This is a genomic window from Vibrio sp. Y29_XK_CS5, assembly GCF_024181835.1.
GTDB classification, from domain to species: domain Bacteria; phylum Pseudomonadota; class Gammaproteobacteria; order Enterobacterales; family Vibrionaceae; genus Vibrio; species Vibrio harveyi.
In genome coordinates this window covers 216,210-235,940 of sequence record NZ_JAMZAM010000005.1, presented here as the reverse complement: position 1 = coordinate 235,940, position 19,731 = coordinate 216,210, and the positions used below count along the sequence as shown (strand labels likewise).

The following is a 19,731-nucleotide window of genomic DNA, read 5'->3' as shown; positions in this document are numbered from 1 at the left end:
ACCACTACCTAACTTTGAACGACTACCTTTCACTCTTTATAGAAAACTGTGTTGGAACAACAAAGTAATACTTTTTTATGAGTGTTCTACAATACTTACGAAAATTACATTAATGCTATTGATATAGCAATGAAGCAGCGCTCAGATTCGAGTTTTCTCTGCTCATATGATCAAAAAAGGGCGAACCTTCCTGTTCACCCTCTGTAAATGCCCTATTCTGATGTCAGAAAAATTAACCTTCAATCACCTTCATCAACAACTGACCGTCGTACAGTGCTTGCTTAATCAAAGCCGCTCCCGGCATGGTCGCTTGTTTATAGAAACGAGACTCCACCAGTTCAAGGTCTTGGTGGTAAACCGGCAAACTTTGTTCTTCAATACAACGACGAACAGCAGGATAAAGCACCTCTTTCGCTTGGTTGATCACCCCACCAATTAAGATCTTTTCTGGGTTAAATAGGTTAATAACAATCGCAATGGCAGAGCCTAAGTAACGACCAAGCTTCTCGATAACATCAACAGCCAGAGGGTCGCCATTTGCAGCCGCCTCACAGATACTTTCAATGCTCATTTCTTCTTGTTCAGCAAGAACTGAAGCTTCACCTTGAGCAATACGAGTCACAACCTCTTCTCGAATCGCTTGTGAGCTGGCAACGGTTTCAAGGCAACCAATATTGCCGCAATGGCAACGCTTGCCATTCGGATCGATTTGGATATGACCGAGTTCACCGATGTTACCGTGTCGACCTTGTAGCACTCGACCATCCAAGATAATACCTGCGCCTAAGCCGTGGTGAATAGAGATAAGAACCGAGTTGTCGTTGTCTTGTGAATGACCAAACAGTTTCTCTGCTAGTGCCCATGCACGCGTATCGTTGGCAATAAAAACCGGTAAGCCTGTTGCTTTGTATATTTCAGGACCTAACGCTAGGTTCTCAACATTGTAATGCGGCATTTGCAACACGATACCCTGCTCTGAGTTCACTAGACCGGGCAGAGTAATCGCAATACTGGTAACACGATCAAGTTGATCGGCGTAGGTTTGGAAGAATTCATCAATTTCGTAGAGTAAACGTTCCAGCACATCATCTTGGTCACGTTCGTGGATATCGATTTTGGTATCGATAAGAACGTCACCGCCAAGCTCGTGCAGTGCAATCGTCAAGTAGCCTCGACCTAAACGCATCGACAAGAATTGCCAACCTTCATTATTGACCTGTAACCCCACCGCAGGACGACCGCGACTGGTTGCTTCCTGTACCGTTGTTTCATGGATCAGGTGGGCTTCAATCAATTCTCGAGTGATCTTAGTGATACTCGCAGGCGCAAGCTCACTTTGCTTGGATAAATCGATTCGAGATATTGGACCCTTTAGGTCAATTAGTTTGTATACACGACCAGCATTGACCTGTTTGATATGATCAATATGGCCCGGTTGAGCCATGTACATCTTGCACTCCGAAATTCTATAACGGGATAATTTTTTTACTTTGCGAAGTAATTGTGAAGTGAATTGATAAATCCCCGTGACAAGCATCACGTATAAACATGTTTGTTTGTGTATTCAATCAAATAACTAGAAATCGACTCCTGTTAAATTGTTTGAAAAATAACTTATTTTATTCATCAAATTAGGTCACAACACCTGTGTGTTGATGTTTTTTCAGCACTTTGACCTAAATGCCAACAATCCGCGCATACTGTGCATATACTTAGCGAGAATAGAATTCGAGTTATCTAGTCCTACACCTGCATTCTTCGGAGAATCTATGACTTCCATATTAAGAAGAACCAAAATTGTTACAACGCTTGGCCCTTCAACAGATAAAGACAATGTCCTTGAAGAGATCATCAAAGCTGGAGCAAATGTCGTCCGTATGAACTTCTCTCACGGTACCAGTGACGATCATATTCAACGCGCGCAAAAAGTCCGTGCTATTGCGGCAAAACTAGGACGTCAAGTTGCCATTCTTGGTGATTTACAAGGTCCAAAAATCCGCGTATCCACCTTCAAAGATGGCAAAATTCATCTTGATGTCGGTGACAAATTCACACTAGACAGCGATTTACCAAAAGGTGAGGGAAACCAAGAGTCCGTTGGTTTGGATTACAAAGAGCTACCGCAAGACGTTTCACCTAACGATATCCTGCTCCTTGACGATGGACGTGTTCAACTGCAAGTCACCAGTGTCGAAGGAAATAAAGTTCATACACGCGTCACCGTTGGTGGCCCTCTGTCTAATAACAAAGGTATCAACAAGAAAGGTGGCGGTTTATCTGCCGATGCATTAACAGAGAAAGACAAAGCAGACATTCTCACTGCCGCTAAAATCAAAGTCGATTACCTTGCGATTTCTTTCCCTCGTAATGGCGAAGACATGCACTATGCTCGCCGTTTGGCAAGAGATGCAGGTCTAGAAGCAAAGCTCGTTGCCAAAGTTGAACGAGCAGAAACGGTAGCCACCAGCGAGTCGATTGATGACATTATCCTTGCGTCCGATGTAGTGATGGTTGCTCGCGGCGACTTGGGCGTAGAAATTGGCGACCCAGAGCTTGTTGGCGTGCAGAAAAAACTCATCCGTCGTGCTCGCAGCTTAAACCGCATCGTGATTACTGCGACTCAAATGATGGAGTCTATGATTGCGGCACCGATGCCAACCCGAGCAGAGGTCATGGACGTTGCCAATGCCGTGCTAGATGGTACAGATGCGGTAATGCTTTCTGGAGAAACGGCAGCAGGTCAATTCCCAGTAGAAACTGTCAAGTCCATGGCAGAAGTATGTATGGGCGCAGAGAAGATGGCTGAAGCAAGCTTGTCGACGTATCGCTTAGATCGCACCTTTGCAACCGCAGAAGAAACCATCGCAATGTCCACTATGTACGCAGCTAACCACATGGAAGGCGTAAAAGCGATGATTGCCTTGACCGAATCTGGTCGCACTGCGCTCATGATGTCTCGTTTGAGTTCTGGTCTGCCTATTTTCGCGTTATCACGCAACGAATCGACACTGAATCGTGCTGCGCTTTATCGTGGGGTAACTCCGGTGTACTTTGACTCAAAAGGTGGCGCAGGTCTAACTACCGCGCACGATGCAATTGTGACGTTAAAAGAACAAGGCTTATTGGATGAAGGGGATTTGGTGATCATCACTCAAGGCGATGTTATGGACGTGGTTGGTTCAACCAACTGCATGCGAATCCTGTCAGCATAAGTTCAACACTTGATAAGCAAGGGCACCGAAATGGTGCCCTTTTTATTATCTAGGCTGTCTCTCGACCTTCCATATTTAATTTGTCGTAAAGCTGAATCAGGTTAAAACCGGTTTGCAAACCAAGCTGATAATCATGCTCAAGAGCTTCAGGGTCACTTAAAAGAGATGAGGATTGCAGCTCCTCTTTCGGCGCCAATTGCAAAATAAAAGTATCGTCAGGCGGTGCACTAAGGAAAGCTTGCGTCAACTCGAAGGTTTGATAATGGATCATCAACATGTCTGCTAATCCAGAATCAAAATTCTCACCAATCAAATGGCTCAAACGATAGAGGTTATCGGCTCCAAATAGCCAGCGCCCACCATTTAATAACTTTCTGCCAGACAATTTAGATTGATGTGCTGCGTTAATTTTTTGCTGCAAGAAATTGCTCCAATCTTCCTTCCATTGATGGACCTTATCTTGCCAAGATTCTTGAACCGAGTTTATGGACTCTCGGTACCATTTGATCCCTTCTTCACCAAGCTCACTTTGCGCTTTGGCTTCCGATTCAGAGAAAGGCTCAGTGCGGATCACTATGATATTTCGTGCATTTTTACGCCACGCTTCTTGAACGGGAATCGATGCAGAAACGCCGCCATCAACAAAATGCTGCCCGTTTACATTTACAGCACCTTGATACAGTTTTGGAATAGCACATGTAGCCACCATCGTATTGAGCCAATCACCACCGAGTATTGGTAAGTAGTGGTCTGAGAGCGTATCGACATTAGTGACCGCAGCAAACGCTCCTCTTTGGCCTAGCGTAGAGCGACCAAGATCCAGATCGAGTTTATAAGGGTAATCTTGAATACGTTCGAGCGCCCACTCCAAACCTAAGTACTGTTTTTTACGAATGTAGCGGATCAGATGGAAGAATTCGGGAGCCGTGGTCAGATCGGTTATAAAAGCTTTACCCATACCATGCTGACGACAAAGGAAAGCACAGAGGTTAAGCGCTCCGGCAGACGTGCCATAGAATTCGTCGAATGGGTCGAAATTAGAGAGAAGAAATGCGTCTAGCACACCAGCGGTAAAAATCCCTCTCTGCCCTCCTCCTTGTGCGACAAGGGCAGTTTTGCCATTTCTAAACTGCTCATACACTTGAATGTCGAGCTCAGCATGGCTATCAGTGATAATACCGCTGTTGCGTATCATAGGCGTAATGCCGTTAGTTTAAGCCGTCGTAATCGCAATGATGCCAAAAGAGAGTAAAACTGCGAATACCGTAACGACGATGAGTAGGGCTGATTTTAGATCGTGTTCCATAGACACCTCCTTTTGTTGTAACAAATTAATAACACCAGTGTGAATTATGTTCAAGAATTGCCTAATTTAGTCGCACGATTTTGACTAAGGCATCACAATTAGCTTAGTCATAATAAGGAGATAGCAAATGAACAATAAAATTGGCTGGCTAGTTGGGAGTGTATTATTGGGCTGTTCTATGGCAGCTCAAGCAAACGTTATCGTCACTCCCTACATTGGCTTCACGGGAGGAGGCAAAGTAGAAGATGAAAACAATCGCACCTACGATCTTGACCCTTCAATTAACTACGCTTTATCGGTAGAGACTCCTTTTGAAATGGGTCGCTTAGGTTTGTTCTATTCGAATCAGTCTTCTGAACTACAAGATGTGAACAACTCAGCAGACATCCATTATCTGCAGTTTCAAAGCAGCATCTACTATCCAGTGGCGACAGGTTGGCAAAGTTATGTTGGGCTTGGATTGGGTGCTTCATATGCTGATGCTGATTGGGTGGATGACAAATACGGTTTCTCAGCTAGTGCTTTCGCAGGACTTGAGTACACATTTTCTAAAAACTTTGCATTGACCGCTCAAGTTCGTTGGTTAGGTACCGTTGTTGACAATGACACCTCAGGAGCATGCGTGCTTCCTACTGATGGTTCTTCTTGTGTAATCAAGTTTGAAACCGACTGGATGAACCAATTTCAATCCAATATTGGCTTTAGCTTCCGCTTCTAACGGCTTTCACTTCTAAAGAATCGTTTTGACGCCAAATCGTCTATAGGGTGTATCGAACGCAGAGATACGCCCTAATAATCAAAAAGAGTTTATTTGACCAAGATCACATCAGTAAGACAGTCATATACTCTGAAAATAACCCCACCTCACTGATCAGATAACCTAGCAAATCACGATTTAACAATATTTAAACCAGATAAAATCTCGCCGTTAACATTTAGAATCTATTGCGATAAATAATGTAAAAAGTTAGTCTGAAGACAGAAAGCAGAAGAATATTTCAGCTTTTGCAAACACACATCAAAATTTAAAGCATTTAATTCTAATTCTTCATTGGCAAAACAAAGTAAAAAACCAGAAAGTAACAATAGTACCGAATTTAGGATAGAAAACTGACGGATAACAGTTGCCCTTTATTCTGCTGGGATTTACACCTGCCAAGAAGAGCTTCATTCCTTAGGGAGTTGTACAGGAGTCAAATATGAAGCGAGAACAATGGGGATCCCGTGCGGGATTCATCTTAGCTGCAGTCGGTTCAGCCATCGGTCTGGGTAACATCTGGCGTTTCCCTTATATGGCTTATGAGAACGGTGGTGGTGCCTTTTTTATTCCTTACCTTTTCGCCATGATTACTGCTGGTATTCCATTTATGATCCTGGAATTCAGTATGGGTCAAAAATACCGTGGTTCTGCTCCGAAAACATTAGCTAAAATCCACGCCAAGTTTGAGTGGCTTGGCTGGTTCCAAGTGGGTGTAGCTGCGGTTATCGCCGTTTACTACGTCGCTGTTATTGGCTGGGCAATTTCTTACTTTGGTATGTCGTTTACCCAAAGTTGGGGTTCTGACACCAATGCTTTCTTCTTTAGTGAATACCTAAAACTTGGTGATAACTCACCAACGGATTTGGGCAGCATTCAATGGAAGATCGCAGTATCCATGCTGATTGCTTGGGCAATCACCTACACGGCCATTGTGAGTGGTGTTAAATCGGGTATCGAACGAGCATCAAAAATCATGATGCCAATCTTGTTCATCATGGTCGTGTTCTTGATTGGTCGTATGATTTTCCTTCCTGGAGCACTAGATGGCGTGAACTACATGTTTGAGCCTGATTTCAGTAAGATTTGGGACGTGAAAGTGTGGGCAGCTGCGTACGGGCAGATCTTCTTTACCCTAAGTATCGGCTTTGCCATCATGCTAGCGTACTCCAGTTATCTGCCTGAGAAATCAGATATCACGAATAACGCCTTCATGACTGTCCTTATCAACTGTGGTTTCTCCATCTTAGCCGGTATCATGATCTTCTCAGTGCTTGGTTACATGGCTCAAGAGCAAGGTAAACCACTGACTGAAGTCGTCTCTGCTGGTGTTGGTCTTGCGTTCGTAACGCTACCTGCCGCTATCAATTTGTTACCAGCGCCATATATTCTTGGTCCGCTGTTCTTCTTTGCTCTCGTTGTAGCTGGCTTAAGTTCGCACATCTCAATCATGGAAGCGGTAACATCTGCAGTTATCGATAAACTGAAATGGAGCCGTAAAAAAGCGGCAAACGTGGTGATTGGTATTGGCTTTATTGTCTCAATGGCATTTGCAACCAACGGAGGTCTATTATTACTTGACCTTGTCGACCACTTTGCTAATAACGTCGGCATAATGGTTGGCGGTCTGGTTGAAATCGTCTTAATGGCTTGGCTACTTAAACAAGTGCCAGAAGTTCGTGACTATGTAAATGAGCGTTCAGATTTCTCTATTGGTCAATGGTTTGTAGTCTGCCTACGTTTTGTTACTCCAATCATGCTAGCAATTATCCTAGCAACTAAGCTATATGCCCTTCTAACAGAAGGTTACGGTGGCTACGACCTAACTCTTGGCTGGGCAATGATTGCCGCGCTATTTGTGTTTGGTGTACTGATTAACGTGGTAAGCAAGGAGAAAGCGTAATGACAACAAGTGCAATTATTATGATGGTTATTGGTCTTGGCATCACTTGGGGTGGCGCAGCTGTGTGCATCAAGCGAGCGATGGATAAGCAGCAATAATACCGATCCTTTATCAAGAATAATGCCGGCGTTGATGCCGGCATTTTTGTATCTGCTTTAACTCAAAAGCTGTATTTAACCCCAAGAGCTCCACCAATTTGAAGATCGGGTCCTTTATACAGATCGAGCTCTGGATGAATTTGCGCATAGAGATCCCATCCTTTTGAAAGATCCCAATTCACGCCAAGCGGAACACGAAAACCAAATTCATCATCCCACTCGTACCAACCACCAACACCTACATACCAGGTCAGCGGCATATTTTGCTCAAAAGAACCACGTTTCGCGATATAGTCAAATGCCATACCGTCATTACCGATGATACCTCGATATTTATCATCGATTTCAACTACGACACTCAATTGCTGATCCACTGCCATACCAACGGAAAAATTCGTCGGTTGGTTTGCTGCCATACTTACACTAGGTAACAGTGCTGCTGCCAGCATTATTTGTTTTTTCATACACGTCATCACTCTAAAAAAAACGGCGTGCATAATTCAAACATGATTTAGTTTTGGTATGTCAGCAATGAGTAAGGGAGAGGTACGAAAAACGCTACAACTGTAAGGCTGCGTATTGTGTCACGATGTGGGACGTTAAATTAAAGATAAGCCGTTAGTCGTCGTGGTTTCAGCATGAAAAACAGGCACAAAAAAAGGAGACCGAAGCCTCCTCTTTTCTATGAATGACTGAGATTAGCCGTGGTTACGAATCCACTCATCCATTTCAGTTTTTAGGTTATCAGACTTAGTACCGAAGATAGCCTGAACACCACCTGCTACAACTACAACACCAGCAGCGCCTAGTTGTTTTAGCTTGTCTTGGTCAACAGCAGCTGTATCAGCTACCGCTACACGTAGACGAGTGATACATGCGTCTAGACCAGTGATGTTTGCTTTGCCGCCGAATGCTGCAACAAGCTCACCTGCCATGTCAGAACCAGAAGTTGCAACAGCTTCTTCAGATTCATCTTCACGACCTGGAGTTTTAAGGTCAAGAGCAGTGATTACTGTGCGGAATACTACGTAGTAGATTACAGCGTAAACTAGACCAACAGCTACCATCAGACCCATCTTCTGAGCGTGACCAGATAGAACTAGGAAATCGATCAGACCGTGTGAGAATGAAGTACCGTGTACGAAGCCTAGAGTGTTAGCAACAACGTATGCAGAACCAGCTAGTAGAGCGTGGATACCGTATAGTACAGGAGCAACGAATAGGAATGAGAATTCGATTGGCTCAGTAATACCAGTTAGGAATGAAGTCAATGCAGCTGACGCCATGATACCCATTACTTTCGCGCGGTTTTCTGGTTTAGCACAGTGAGCAATAGCGATTGCTGCAGCTGGTAGACCAAACATCTTGAACATGTAACCACCCGCTAGCTGACCGAAGCCATTACCAGCAGCACGAGATGCATCATCTGCAACTAGGTAACAAGTTAGTACGCCGTTTTGAGTTTCACCAGCAGCGTTCACACAAGTACCTGCTTCGAAGAAGAATGGTACATTCCATACGTGGTGTAGACCGAATGGGATTAGAGAACGCTCAACTACGCCGTAGATACCGAACGCAAGTTGTGGGTTTTGGTGTGCAGCCCAGTCAGAGAATGCAGAGATTGCACCGCCGATTGGTGGCCATACGATAGATAGTACAACACCTAGGATGATCGCAGCGAAACCAGTGATGATTGGCACAGCACGCTTACCAGCGAAGAAGCCAAGGTACTCTGGAAGTTGGATTTTGAAGAAACGGTTGAATGCCCAAGCAGCAACACCACCGACAAGGATACCACCTAGTACACCTGTGTCGATTTTCTCAACGCCCATGATGCCAGCCATAACGCCTAGCGTTGCTGTCATGATGCCGTAACCAACGATAGCAGCTAGACCAGCTACGCCGTCGTTGTTTGTGAAGCCTAGTGCTACACCAACAGCAAATAGAAGTGCCATTTGGCCGAATACTGAACCACCAGCTTGTTCCATTAGGTTAGAAACCACTTCTGGAATAAAGCTTAGGTGGGCAGCACCAACACCTAGTAGGATACCTGCGACTGGTAATACTGATACTGGTAGCATCAGAGCTTTACCAACTTTTTGCAGGTTTGCAAAAAGGTTCTTAAACATGTTTATGCTCCTGATAAATTATAAGTATTATTTGGGCACTAACGGCACACCCCCGTAGCCTAAATGTTAGCACCCAATGAAAATGTAACCACACGTTGCATTATATTTTCCGGCTCTAAATATATATTGATGGCCCTCAAACTTTCCACACAGTTACGAAATTTAGTTTCAAAACAAGCCGCAGATCACACCTAAAAACCGTCGATGAAAAGGTTTGCATTAAACTTATATTATTGTTTTATAAAGATTTTATTATCTACATAATTAATTTTAAGGCGTAAATAAAATAAAGGTCGATGTTATTTTTAGTAACAAAATTACATTTGAGGGATTTGGATGCGGTTAAATCAACAAATTTAGTAAACATTAAACTAAATGATCTTTTTGGTGCATTTATCAACAAAAAAGGGGCAAAAGCCCCTTTTTTAATCTGCCTATTGATTTTTCATCGCAAAAAAAGATTTCGGAAATTTTCGCTGGTTTTTTGCCCAACTTCAGACAAGGCACACTCTTTCAGCTGTGCAATATAGGCAGCAACTTCGACAACATAGGCTGGTTGGTTCTCTTTTCCACGATGTGGAACAGGGGCAAGATACGGAGAATCCGTCTCAATAAGCAACTTTTCAAGAGGTAGGGCTTTCACAACATCCTTCAATTCCGTCGCTTGGCGGAAAGTCACAATACCTGAAATTGAGATGTAAAACCCTAAATCGAGTGCAGCTTCTGCAAAAGGCAGATCTTCAGTAAAACAGTGTATGACGCCACCACATTTTTCGGCTCCGCCATTGCGTAGAATTTCTAATGTATCTTCACGTGCATTACGAGTATGAATAATCAGTGGTTTGTTTAATTCTACCGCTAGGTCAACTTGCTGCTCAAAACGCTTTTTCTGCAGTGCGGCGGTCTCTGGTTTGTAATGGTAATCCAGCCCCGTTTCACCGATCGCCACAACTTTTTCATGGGACGCGTACTCTCGTAAGATATCCATCGAAAAGGCACTTTCAACATCAAGAGGATGAACACCACAAGACGCGTGAACGTTATTGTAAGGTGTGATCATTTCGAGCATTTTAGGGAAAGAGTCCAAAGTCACACCAACGGACAATAACTCAGTAACATTAGCTTGCTTAGCTTTGTTGATAACGTCTTCAACATTAATATGAAGGTCATCGTAATTCAATTTGTCTAGATGACAGTGCGAATCTACGAACATAATGCCTCTCGTGATTCAATTAACCAATTCATAGATAGTAGCTCAAGGTTTAAGCCTGGAAAGGTTTGTCGTTGAGCTTTCAATTCAAGCAGCTTTTGGGCCGCTTGATACAGACCGTTATATCTACCGGGCTGAAACTGAGCGGCGCCAGGAAGCAGATCCACTTCCGTAACACCAAATTGCGCTTTCTGAGCATCGGTCAACAAATACCACGCCCAGTCTAACGCTTTGTCTGGATTCTTAGCCATTAACGTCGCGCACTGAAACACATCTGACAAAGGCGAAGACAAAGTCTCAATCAAGCAGCGCTCAAACGCTTGATACTCATCCAGCTCACCACTTTTTGCTGCTTCCAGCGTATTTATTGGTGAACCCATATTCAACTTAAGCGCATAAGGGGGCACTTGAGAAGCCCCTTGCTCACTCATCCAGCTCATAGCTTGCTCTGTTGAAGGCGTAGCCACGACCCATTGCTGACAGCGACTTTGAATCGTTGGCAGTAATCGGTCATGGTTCTGTGTAACAAGCAAGAACAAACACTTCTGCCCCGGTTCTTCTAGTGTTTTCAACAACGCATTGGACGCAGACTCGTTCATTGCTTCCGCAGGTTCGATAATGAACACGCGATATCCATTTAGCTGTGATGATTCATGAGCAAGACGATTACAAGCGCGGATTTGATCAACCGTAATTGATTTGCCTTCTTTTTCCGGCTTAACCCAATGTAAGTCTGGATGACTATTAGATTGAGTTAGCTGACAACTGTGGCAAAAACCACACGCCTCACTGGTGTAGTTTTGGCACAAAAGAGAGTGGCTGAAGAGTTCAACCAGTTTTTCAACGGCCAACCCTTTCTCACTTTGTAGTAACAAAGCTCCAGGAACTCGCTCTGAATCCAAACTGATTTTGAGGTTATCCCAAACGGGCTGTAACCATGGAAAGTCATTTAACATGAATCACCTCAATCTACCCTCAGCTTACTGAGCTGCAAGCCATGCATTTAGTGCAGCTCTGATATCATGTGCCACTTCGTCAATCGACTGCTCTGCATTGATAACTACGATAGAGTCATCTGCATTAGCCAACTCTAGGTAACGCTCACGAGTGCGTTCAAAGAAGCTGATGTCCATTTTCTCAATTCGATCTAGCTCACCGCGACCACGAGCACGCTCAAGACCAACACGAGGATCGATATCCATGTACAACGTAAAAGCAGGTTTGAACTCACCAAGCGTAGTGTCGCGTAAGTTTTTCATCAGCGACGCATCGATTTGACGACCGCCACCTTGGTAAGCTTGAGAAGACAAGTCATGGCGGTCACCCACCACCCATTGATTGTTTGCAAGTGCTGGCTTGATTACGTTTTCCACAAGCTGGACACGAGCTGCGTAGAGTAAAAGCAGCTCCGTCATATCTTTCAAATCTTCGCCTTCGTGCTCTTCTTTAACCAATGCACGCATCTTTTCAGCGAGAGGGGTTCCACCAGGCTCACGAGTATTAACGATATTTTCAATACCTGCAGCTTTCAGCGTATCCAAAACCGTTTTGATTGCAGTACTTTTACCCGCGCCTTCTAGGCCCTCAACGACAATAAAGTTTGCTTTCATCATTTGTTCTTTCTTAGTTCTCTTAAATAGGCACGTACAGCACGGTTGTGCTCAGCAAGGGATTTCGAAAATACATGTCCGCCCTTCCCACTTGCTACGAAATATAGATAGTTACTGTTTTCAGGGTTTAACGCGGCTTCAATCGAAGCTTCACCCGCCATGGCAATCGGCGTTGGTGGCAAACCATTGATTGTGTATGTGTTGTATGGTGTAGGAGTACGCAAATCTTTCTTGCGGATATTACCATCATAGGCATCTCCCATACCGTAGATAACTGTAGGGTCTGTTTGTAGACGCATACGTTTATTAAGACGATTCACAAATACAGATGCGACACGCTCACGCTCCGAGTCTATCGCCGTCTCTTTTTCAATGATAGAAGCAAGAATCAGCGCTTCGTATTTGTCTTTTAGTGGCAGTTTCTCTTGGCGCTCTTCCCACTTAGCATCCAAAATCTTGTTCAGCTTACTATGAGCACGCTCTAAGATCTGACTCTCACTTGTACCAGCTGTGTAGTGATAGGTTTCGGCAAGGAATAAGCCTTCAAGCTTTTCGCGCTCTATCCCCAGCTTTTCAGCCATCTGCTTTTCCGATAATCCGGTCAAATCATGTTTGACATAAGGCGCTGCACTTAACTGCTCAACCCACTCAGAAAAGCGACTGCCTTCCACAAAGGTAATCGCAAACTGATGTTCTTTACCTGTGTTTAGTTGTTCCAACGTGTCATATAGAGAGGTGTTAGGTTCTAGTTGGTAAGTGCCTGCTCGCACCTGAAGAAGCTCCGGATAGAGATGAGGCATTAAACGAGTGTAGTCTGAAGCTTCGATGATGTTACCTTTCGCCAAGTCACGCATTACTCGGTGAAAGCTGGTGCCATTTTCAACGGTAAACAGCTGAGGCTGCTCAATAAGAATTGGCGAGTTAACGTATTGCTTAGTCTGTGAAACAACGTAAAAAACACTTGCTGCACCAATAACGGCAATCAGTACAACAAACGCAAACAGTTTTTTAATCACGTATTTAGATTCCCTTGAAGTCGTCGAGTCAATTTCCCAATTGGAAAGTCAATCTTGTTCTCTGGTGCTGAAATACCGGAAACCGGTGCTACACCCAATAGTGAATTACACATCCACACCTCATCTGCATCGAGCAAATCTGTCAGTGTGAAATCGGCTACCTGCACTGAGTAACCTTCGCTTTGGAGATACTCCAAAACCTTACGGCGCATCACGCCAGCCACACCGGATAAACACAAACCGGGTGTGAACACATTTTCATCTTTAACCCAAAAAAGGTTTGCCATTGTAGTTTCAATGACATGATTTTGCACATTTAACGTCACAGCATCAGCAAATTCAGTACCATCAATTTCTGCCTTTGCGAGCACCTGCTCTATACGGTTATTGTGCTTATGTCCGGCAAGTAATGGCTGGATTCCAAGTCGGGTTTCACAAACACCTAATTGCACGCCACGCTCTTGCCAAGCAAGGTAGTGAGCAGGGAATGTAAAATTCGAGATAGTGACAACCGGACCTTCGACACCGCTAGGACTATACCCTCGACCACCACAACCGCGGCTAATATGAATTTTGATTCCGGCAGATTCATCTTTTAAAGTTGCCGACATCGCCCAATCCAAGACCGTACGCCAATCAGGAAAAGGGATTTGTAATGTCGTTAAGCATGCTTCCATACGTTCAACATGCGCTTGCCAATGCTCCAACTGCCCTTTCTTGGTTTTGATGGTAGAGAAACAGCCATCACCATATTGGAAAGAGCGGTCACCGAGTGGAACATGTGTTTGTGGCAGTCCATTTACCCAGAACATTCAGATACCCTTGCTTTCTGATCGACAAATAAAACAAAACGGCTCAATGCTAAGCATCGAGCCGTTAGAATACAAGTATCGCTACTCTAAAACTGTGTTAGAGACTTTTACTCAGCGATTTTTTTGAATACAAGCGAACCGTTAGTACCGCCGAAGCCGAACGAGTTACAGATTGCGTATTCCATATCAACTTTGCGCGCAGTATGCGGCACAAGGTCGATATCTAAACCTTCTTCTGGATCATCTAGGTTAATCGTTGGTGGAACAATTTGATCTACCAATGAAAGAACCGTGATGATTGCTTCTACTGAGCCTGCTGCACCTAAAAGGTGACCAGTCATAGATTTAGTAGAAGAGACAAGAACCTGCTTAGAGCCTTCTTCACCAAGTGCGCGTTTCACACCCTTGATTTCAGCCACATCACCTGCTGGTGTTGATGTACCGTGAGCGTTCACGTAACCAACTTGAGTACCTGTGATGTTTGCGTCACGCATCGCCGCTTCCATTGCCAGTGCGCCACCAGAGCCATCTTCACTTGGAGAAGTCATGTGGTAAGCGTCACCAGACATACCGAAGCCAACAAGCTCTGCGTAGATCTTAGCACCGCGCGCTTTTGCGTGTTCGTACTCTTCAAGAACCATCACGCCCGCACCGTCACCTAGAACGAAGCCGTCACGACCTTTATCCCAAGGACGTGATGCTTTTTGCGGTTCATCGTTACGAGTCGATAGTGCTTTTGCAGCACCGAAGCCTGCCATACCAAGTGGCGTAGATGCTTTTTCTGCACCACCAGCAACCATAGCTTCCGCATCACCGTATGCAATCATACGAGCCGCGTGACCGATGTTGTGAAGACCTGTAGTACATGCAGTAGAGATCGCGATGTTAGGACCACGAAGACCACGCATGATAGATAGGTTACCCGCAACCATGTTTACGATGGTCGAAGGAACAAAAAATGGGCTAACTTTGCGAGGACCTTTCTCAACTAGCGCTGAGTGACCTGCTTCGATTAGGTCTAGACCGCCAATGCCTGAGCCGATTGCTACACCAACTCGAGCCGCGTTTTCTTCGGTAATTTCTAAGCCAGAGTCATCCAATGCTTGGATACCCGCAGCAATGCCGTACTGGATAAACAAATCCATTTTACGAGCATCTTTCTTAGACATGTACTCTGTGCAATCAAAATCTTTTACAAGACCAGCAAAACGAGTCGAGAAGTTCGTTGCATCGAAGTGCTCGATGTTTACGATACCGCTTTGACCTTCTAGCAGGGCTTTCCAAGATGATTCTACTGTGTTGCCTACCGGTGACAACATACCCATGCCAGTGACAACTACACGACGCTTGGACACGATATAATTCTCCGGGAATTGAATGTTTCTATGAGAGGATAGAAGAAGTTAGAAAGAACACAGGCGGTCTAGGAGACCGCCTGGGAGAGATAATTACTGAGCGCTGTTTACGTAGTCGATTGCAGCTTGAACAGTAGTGATTTTCTCTGCTTCTTCATCAGGAATCTCAGTGTCGAATTCCTCTTCTAGAGCCATTACTAGCTCTACAGTGTCTAGAGAATCAGCACCTAGATCGTCAACGAAAGAAGCTTCGTTTTTAACTTCTGCTTCGTCTACACCTAGCTGTTCAACAATGATTTTCTTTACGCGTTCTTCGATGTTGCTCATTTTTCTTTTCCTTTACAGATTTCGCCTAATGCGATGATTCCGTAGTTTATTCGAACTATTGAAGTTTGCAAGGGGGTCCTTGCTGGTCAAACCACAAAATTAGCGAATTTAACCGAATTTCAATACATTTTTGACTTAAATCATGCACAAATCTTGCGCATGAGCATGACAACTTAATGACAGTTAACAGCAACTATAGGCTATTTTTCATAAAGTAAAATAGCTTATTTTGCACGAACTGTGCATTAAACCATGTACATGCCACCATTTACATGCAAAGTTTCACCAGTAATGTAAGCCGCTTCAGGTGAAGCAAGGAATACAACTGCTGATGCAATTTCACGAGGGTCACCTAGACGACCTGCTGGCACGTTCGACAACGTTGCTGCACGTTGGTCGTCATTTAGCGCCTTAGTCATGTCAGTTTCGATGAAACCTGGAGCAACCGTGTTCACTGTTACACCACGAGAAGCCACTTCACGAGCCATTGATTTAGTGAAACCAATCACACCCGCTTTTGCTGCTGCATAGTTTGTTTGACCAGCGTTACCCATAGTACCAACAACAGAACCTACGTTGATGATGCGACCAGCGCGTTTTTTCATCATGCCACGTAGAACCGCTTTAGACATGCGGTAGATTGGCGTTAGGTTTGTATTGATGATGTCGTTCCACTCGTCATCTTTCATACGCATTAGCAAGTTATCGCGCGTGATACCAGCGTTGTTTACTAGAATATCGATTGCACCAAACTCATCATTGATGGTTTTTAGTGTTGCTTCGATAGACTCAACGTCAGTTACGTTAAGTGCTAGACCTTTACCGTTTTCACCTAGGTACTCGCTGATCGCCGCTGCGCCGCCTTCAGAAGTCGCAGTACCGATTACCGTTGCACCGCGTTCAACAAGAAGTTCAGCAATCGCACGACCAATGCCACGGCTTGCGCCTGTCACTAGAGCGATCTTACCTTCTAGATTCATCATGTTGTGTTTTCCTTTTCTTATCGTGAGCAGATTACTTAGCGGCTTCTAGCGACGCTACGTCGTTAACTGCTGCTGCGCTTAGTGTTTTCACGATACGTTTAGTCAGACCTGTCAGAACTTTGCCAGGACCAAGCTCAAGAAGATTTTCTACACCTTGTTCGTTCATTAGCTGCACGCTCTCAGTCCAACGAACTGGGCTGTGAAGTTGACGAACAAGTGCGTCTTTGATTTTTGCAGGATCAGTTTCAGCCGCCACATCAACGTTGTTGATAACCGGAAGTTGTGGTGCGTTGAATTCGATAGACTCTAGCGCGACAGCTAGTTTCTCTGCTGCAGGTTTCATTAGTGCGCAGTGTGAAGGCACTGAAACAGGAAGAGGAAGTGCACGCTTAGCACCTGCTTCTTTACATAGTGCACCAGCACGTTCTACCGCGTCTTTACTACCTGCGATAACAACTTGACCAGGTGAGTTGAAGTTTACTGGAGAAACGACTTCACCTTGTGCTGCTTCTTCACAAGCTTTTGCAATTGCTTCGTCATCTAGACCGATGATCGCGTACATTGCACCTGTACCCGCAGGTACCGCTTCTTGCATCAGTTGACCACGTAGCTCAACCAGTTTGATTGCTTCTTTAAAGTCAATCACGCCAGCACACACAAGCGCTGAGTACTCACCTAGGCTGTGACCCGCTAGGTTTGCTGGTTGCTCAAGACCAAGCTCTTGCCATACACGCCAGATAGCAACAGATGACGCTAGCAAAGCTGGTTGAGTACGGAAAGTTTGGTTTAGATCTTCTGCAGGTCCATTTTGAACAAGCGCCCATAGGTCGTAACCTAGTGCGTCAGATGCTTCTGCAAATGTTTGTTTTACTACGTCATATTGTTCGCCTAGATCAGCAAGCATACCTACAGCTTGTGAACCTTGACCTGGAAATACGATAGCAAACTTGCTCATGTTGTTTTCCTTTAAGCAAAGTAAAAAGAAATAAGATGCACCGTAGCGCATCTTAAATTTTGAATCTTGTGAAACTTAGAATTTCACCAGGGCAGAACCCCAAGTGAATCCGCCGCCAAACGCTTCAAGAAGTAGAGTTTGACCACGTTTAATACGACCATCACGTACCGCCTCATCCAGTGCTGTTGGCACGGTTGCTGCTGATGTGTTGCCGTGTTTATCAAGTGTGATCACGACTTGGTCTAGTGACATCGAAAGCTTTTTCGCTGTCGCTGAAATAATGCGGTAGTTCGCTTGGTGCGGAACCAACCAGTCTAGTTCAGACTTGTGCATATCGTTTGCTTCAAGCGTGTCTTTCACTAACTTCGAAAGCTGAGTTACTGCCACTTTGAAAACTTCGTTACCCGCCATGTGCAGCCATTTATCTGCATCTTTACCACGCTCAGGTACAGGAAGGCTCAGAAGATCACCAAATTGACCATCTGAATATACGTGTGTCGAAATGATGCCAGGTTCTTCGCTCGCACCAATTACCACCGCGCCTGCCGCATCACCAAATAAGATGATAGTTGAGCGGTCAGTCGGATCACACGTTTTCGATAATGCGTCAGCACCAATCACAAGTACGTTTTTACACATACCTGATTTAATGTGTTGGTCAGCTACAGACATTGCGTATACAAAGCCTGAACAAGCAGCGGCTAAGTCGAAAGCAGGACAACCTTTAATGCCAAGCTTTGCCTGCACCTGACACGCAGATGAAGGGAAAGTATGGCTACTGCTCGTGGTAGCAACGATAATTAGGTCGATATCATTTTTATCAATGCCGGCCATATCGATAGCGTTTTCAGCTGCGTAGAATGCCATGTCCGCAACAGTTTCATCTTCTGCTGCAATTCGACGCTCTTTAATACCCGTGCGAGCTACGATCCACTCGTCACTTGTATCTACCATTTTCTCTAGGTCTGCGTTAGTACGCACCTGAGATGGCAGGTAGCTGCCAGTACCTAAAATTTTGCTATACATGAAGACTAATAATGCCTCTCGAGTAAAACCGCTTCCAAACGATCGCTAATACGGCTTGGTACTTGTCGTTTGACCTCGTGTACTGCCTCGCCAAGTGCATTGACAATCGCAGATACATCCGCACTTCCATGGCTTTTTATGACAATGCCGCGCAATCCTAGCAAACTTGCGCCGTTATACTGGTCGGGGTTCAGTGTTTTTAGTTCATTAAATAGCCGAGAAAACAACTTTCTAGCAATCCAACCCTTAATCGTCGATTCCATCATGCTGGTTTTTAGTTTTTCGATGAAGAGTTGAGCTGTTCCCTCGCTGGCTTTTAAGCATACGTTACCGACAAAGCCATCACAAACAATGACATCGGCTACGTCATGCAAAATTTGATTACCTTCAATATAACCGACAAAGTTGATGGCGTCGGTTTGAGAAAGCATTTCAGCACAGCGTTTGACTAAATCGTTACCTTTGATTTCTTCTGCGCCAATGTTCAGCACCGCAACACGAGGAGGTCGACCTAGGTGTTCTTCTGCTAATGCACTGCCCATCACGGCAAACTGGAATAAACTGTCGGCATCGCACGACACATTTGCTCCCAAATCTAACATCCAGGTGCGTTTTCCACTGATGGTCGGTAACGCAGAAACTAAAGCAGGACGCTCAATACCAGGAAGCAACTTAAGAATAAAACGTGACAGCGCCATCAATGCGCCGGTGTTACCACCACTCACACAAGCATCAGCTTCGTTTTCAGAAACCAGGTCAATCGCCATACGCATAGAGCTATTTTGGCTATTGCGAAGGGCCAAAGACGGTTTTTCTGAATTAGAAATCACTTTCTCGCTATGAAGAATGCTCAAACGAGAACTGGTAGAGGTACCAAGTTGAGATAATTGAGACGTGATCAGAGATTGATCACCTATAAGAATCACTTTTAGCTCTGGGAAATGAGACAGTGCCTGCACGGCGGCAGGCACTGTTACGCGTGGACCGAAATCCCCGCCCATTGCATCAAGTGCAACGGTAATACTTTGCAAA

Annotated in this window: 20 protein-coding genes; 4 read left to right on the top strand and 16 right to left on the bottom strand. The window is 44.7% G+C overall.

Annotation, left to right across the window (positions count from 1 at the left end; genetic code table 11):
* Nucleotides 1-232: 232 nt before the first annotated feature.
* Nucleotides 233-1,450, bottom strand: a complete 1,218-nt coding sequence (locus tag NL647_RS19760) for an ROK family protein (protein ID WP_005444840.1) — start codon at nt 1,448-1,450, stop codon at nt 233-235.
* 319 nt (nt 1,451-1,769) lie between these two features.
* Between NL647_RS19760 and pyk the strand changes: the two genes are divergently transcribed.
* Nucleotides 1,770-3,212 carry a pyruvate kinase gene (gene pyk / locus NL647_RS19755; RefSeq protein WP_005444839.1) on the top strand — a complete coding sequence of 481 codons (1,443 nt, stop codon included), beginning with the start codon at nt 1,770-1,772 and terminating at the stop codon, nt 3,210-3,212.
* A 49-nt stretch (nt 3,213-3,261) separates the two neighbouring features.
* Here the strand turns inward: pyk and NL647_RS19750 are convergent, their stop codons facing one another.
* Together NL647_RS19750 and NL647_RS19745 are read right to left on the bottom strand one after the other, a co-directional pair.
* Nucleotides 3,262-4,407 (bottom strand): patatin family protein, encoded by a 1,146-nt coding sequence (locus NL647_RS19750; protein WP_050934180.1) that lies wholly within the window; start codon nt 4,405-4,407, stop codon nt 3,262-3,264.
* An 18-nt stretch (nt 4,408-4,425) separates the two neighbouring features.
* Nucleotides 4,426-4,518 (bottom strand): YnhF family membrane protein, encoded by a 93-nt coding sequence (locus NL647_RS19745; protein ID WP_005444835.1) that lies wholly within the window; start codon nt 4,516-4,518, stop codon nt 4,426-4,428.
* 127 nt (nt 4,519-4,645) lie between these two features.
* Between NL647_RS19745 and NL647_RS19740 the strand changes: the two genes are divergently transcribed.
* The 3 genes from NL647_RS19740 (at nt 4,646) to NL647_RS19730 (ending at nt 7,276) form a co-directional block, all read left to right on the top strand.
* Entirely contained in the window at nt 4,646-5,236 is a 591-nt protein-coding gene (locus NL647_RS19740) for an outer membrane protein (protein WP_017817853.1), read from the top strand.
* Between the two features lie 481 nt (nt 5,237-5,717).
* Nucleotides 5,718-7,178 (top strand): sodium-dependent transporter, encoded by a 1,461-nt coding sequence (locus NL647_RS19735; RefSeq protein WP_009699396.1) that lies wholly within the window; start codon nt 5,718-5,720, stop codon nt 7,176-7,178.
* Nucleotides 7,178-7,276, top strand: coding sequence for a MetS family NSS transporter small subunit (locus tag NL647_RS19730; protein WP_005444829.1), 99 nt, complete (start codon nt 7,178-7,180; stop codon nt 7,274-7,276). The genes NL647_RS19735 and NL647_RS19730 overlap by 1 nt, the downstream gene beginning before the upstream one ends.
* A gap of 62 nt (nt 7,277-7,338) precedes the next feature.
* Here NL647_RS19730 and NL647_RS19725 read toward each other — a convergent pair whose 3' ends face one another.
* From NL647_RS19725 to plsX, 13 genes are all read right to left on the bottom strand, one after another.
* On the bottom strand, nt 7,339-7,740 hold the full coding sequence (locus NL647_RS19725) for a hypothetical protein (RefSeq protein ID WP_005444828.1): 402 nt from the start codon (nt 7,738-7,740) through the stop codon (nt 7,339-7,341).
* A gap of 234 nt (nt 7,741-7,974) precedes the next feature.
* Nucleotides 7,975-9,405 carry a PTS glucose transporter subunit IIBC gene (ptsG, locus tag NL647_RS19720; RefSeq protein WP_005439576.1) on the bottom strand — a complete coding sequence of 477 codons (1,431 nt, stop codon included), beginning with the start codon at nt 9,403-9,405 and terminating at the stop codon, nt 7,975-7,977.
* A gap of 445 nt (nt 9,406-9,850) precedes the next feature.
* Nucleotides 9,851-10,618 carry a TatD family hydrolase gene (locus tag NL647_RS19715; RefSeq protein ID WP_069219092.1) on the bottom strand — a complete coding sequence of 256 codons (768 nt, stop codon included), beginning with the start codon at nt 10,616-10,618 and terminating at the stop codon, nt 9,851-9,853.
* On the bottom strand, nt 10,609-11,571 hold the full coding sequence (locus NL647_RS19710) for a DNA polymerase III subunit delta' (RefSeq protein ID WP_253650585.1): 963 nt from the start codon (nt 11,569-11,571) through the stop codon (nt 10,609-10,611). The genes NL647_RS19715 and NL647_RS19710 overlap by 10 nt, the downstream gene beginning before the upstream one ends.
* Before the next feature lie 24 nt (nt 11,572-11,595).
* Nucleotides 11,596-12,228, bottom strand: a complete 633-nt coding sequence (gene tmk, locus NL647_RS19705) for a dTMP kinase (RefSeq protein WP_033001763.1) — start codon at nt 12,226-12,228, stop codon at nt 11,596-11,598.
* Entirely contained in the window at nt 12,225-13,241 is a 1,017-nt protein-coding gene (gene mltG, locus NL647_RS19700; RefSeq protein ID WP_101960416.1) for an endolytic transglycosylase MltG, read from the bottom strand. The genes tmk and mltG overlap by 4 nt, the downstream gene beginning before the upstream one ends.
* Nucleotides 13,238-14,053: an aminodeoxychorismate lyase gene (gene pabC / locus NL647_RS19695; RefSeq protein WP_253650584.1), complete on the bottom strand. Its 816-nt coding sequence runs from the start codon at nt 14,051-14,053 to the stop codon at nt 13,238-13,240. The genes mltG and pabC overlap by 4 nt, the downstream gene beginning before the upstream one ends.
* 107 nt (nt 14,054-14,160) lie before the next feature.
* A complete protein-coding gene (fabF, locus tag NL647_RS19690) occupies nt 14,161-15,408 on the bottom strand; it encodes a beta-ketoacyl-ACP synthase II (protein WP_005444811.1) in 1,248 nt (415 codons plus the stop codon).
* 93 nt (nt 15,409-15,501) lie between these two features.
* A complete protein-coding gene (acpP, locus tag NL647_RS19685) occupies nt 15,502-15,735 on the bottom strand; it encodes an acyl carrier protein (RefSeq protein ID WP_004406112.1) in 234 nt (77 codons plus the stop codon).
* Between the two features lie 245 nt (nt 15,736-15,980).
* The gene (gene fabG / locus NL647_RS19680) at nt 15,981-16,715 is read right to left on the bottom strand and encodes a 3-oxoacyl-ACP reductase FabG (protein WP_005444803.1); all 735 of its coding nucleotides are present in this window, start codon (nt 16,713-16,715) and stop codon (nt 15,981-15,983) included.
* A 34-nt stretch (nt 16,716-16,749) separates the two neighbouring features.
* Complete coding sequence (gene fabD / locus NL647_RS19675; RefSeq protein WP_005444801.1) at nt 16,750-17,673, bottom strand: ACP S-malonyltransferase; 924 nt, start codon at nt 17,671-17,673, stop codon at nt 16,750-16,752.
* A 75-nt stretch (nt 17,674-17,748) separates the two neighbouring features.
* Nucleotides 17,749-18,699, bottom strand: coding sequence for a beta-ketoacyl-ACP synthase III (locus tag NL647_RS19670; protein ID WP_005444799.1), 951 nt, complete (start codon nt 18,697-18,699; stop codon nt 17,749-17,751).
* A 5-nt stretch (nt 18,700-18,704) separates the two neighbouring features.
* Complete coding sequence (gene plsX / locus NL647_RS19665; protein WP_005444797.1) at nt 18,705-19,730, bottom strand: phosphate acyltransferase PlsX; 1,026 nt, start codon at nt 19,728-19,730, stop codon at nt 18,705-18,707.
* Nucleotide 19,731 lies beyond the last annotated feature (1 nt).

Bases quoted from the DNA above. Each gene is read 5' to 3' on its own strand.
- NL647_RS19670 (WP_005444799.1), bottom strand. From the start codon at position 18,699: ATGTATAGCAAAATTTTAGGTACTGGCAGCTACCTGCCATCTCAGGTG.
- NL647_RS19760 (WP_005444840.1), bottom strand. From the start codon at position 1,450: ATGTACATGGCTCAACCGGGCCATATTGATCATATCAAACAGGTCAAT.
- tmk (WP_033001763.1), bottom strand. From the start codon at position 12,228: ATGATGAAAGCAAACTTTATTGTCGTTGAGGGCCTAGAAGGCGCGGGT.
- NL647_RS19735 (WP_009699396.1), top strand. From the start codon at position 5,718: ATGAAGCGAGAACAATGGGGATCCCGTGCGGGATTCATCTTAGCTGCA.
- pabC (WP_253650584.1), bottom strand. From the start codon at position 14,053: ATGTTCTGGGTAAATGGACTGCCACAAACACATGTTCCACTCGGTGAC.
- NL647_RS19715 (WP_069219092.1), bottom strand. From the start codon at position 10,618: ATGTTCGTAGATTCGCACTGTCATCTAGACAAATTGAATTACGATGAC.
- NL647_RS19750 (WP_050934180.1), bottom strand. From the start codon at position 4,407: ATGATACGCAACAGCGGTATTATCACTGATAGCCATGCTGAGCTCGAC.
- NL647_RS19730 (WP_005444829.1), top strand. From the start codon at position 7,178: ATGACAACAAGTGCAATTATTATGATGGTTATTGGTCTTGGCATCACT.
- fabG (WP_005444803.1), bottom strand. From the start codon at position 16,715: ATGAATCTAGAAGGTAAGATCGCTCTAGTGACAGGCGCAAGCCGTGGC.
- NL647_RS19740 (WP_017817853.1), top strand. From the start codon at position 4,646: ATGAACAATAAAATTGGCTGGCTAGTTGGGAGTGTATTATTGGGCTGT.
- fabD (WP_005444801.1), bottom strand. From the start codon at position 17,673: ATGAGCAAGTTTGCTATCGTATTTCCAGGTCAAGGTTCACAAGCTGTA.
- acpP (WP_004406112.1), bottom strand. From the start codon at position 15,735: ATGAGCAACATCGAAGAACGCGTAAAGAAAATCATTGTTGAACAGCTA.
- NL647_RS19710 (WP_253650585.1), bottom strand. From the start codon at position 11,571: ATGTTAAATGACTTTCCATGGTTACAGCCCGTTTGGGATAACCTCAAA.
- NL647_RS19745 (WP_005444835.1), bottom strand. From the start codon at position 4,518: ATGGAACACGATCTAAAATCAGCCCTACTCATCGTCGTTACGGTATTC.
- pyk (WP_005444839.1), top strand. From the start codon at position 1,770: ATGACTTCCATATTAAGAAGAACCAAAATTGTTACAACGCTTGGCCCT.
- ptsG (WP_005439576.1), bottom strand. From the start codon at position 9,405: ATGTTTAAGAACCTTTTTGCAAACCTGCAAAAAGTTGGTAAAGCTCTG.
- NL647_RS19725 (WP_005444828.1), bottom strand. From the start codon at position 7,740: ATGAAAAAACAAATAATGCTGGCAGCAGCACTGTTACCTAGTGTAAGT.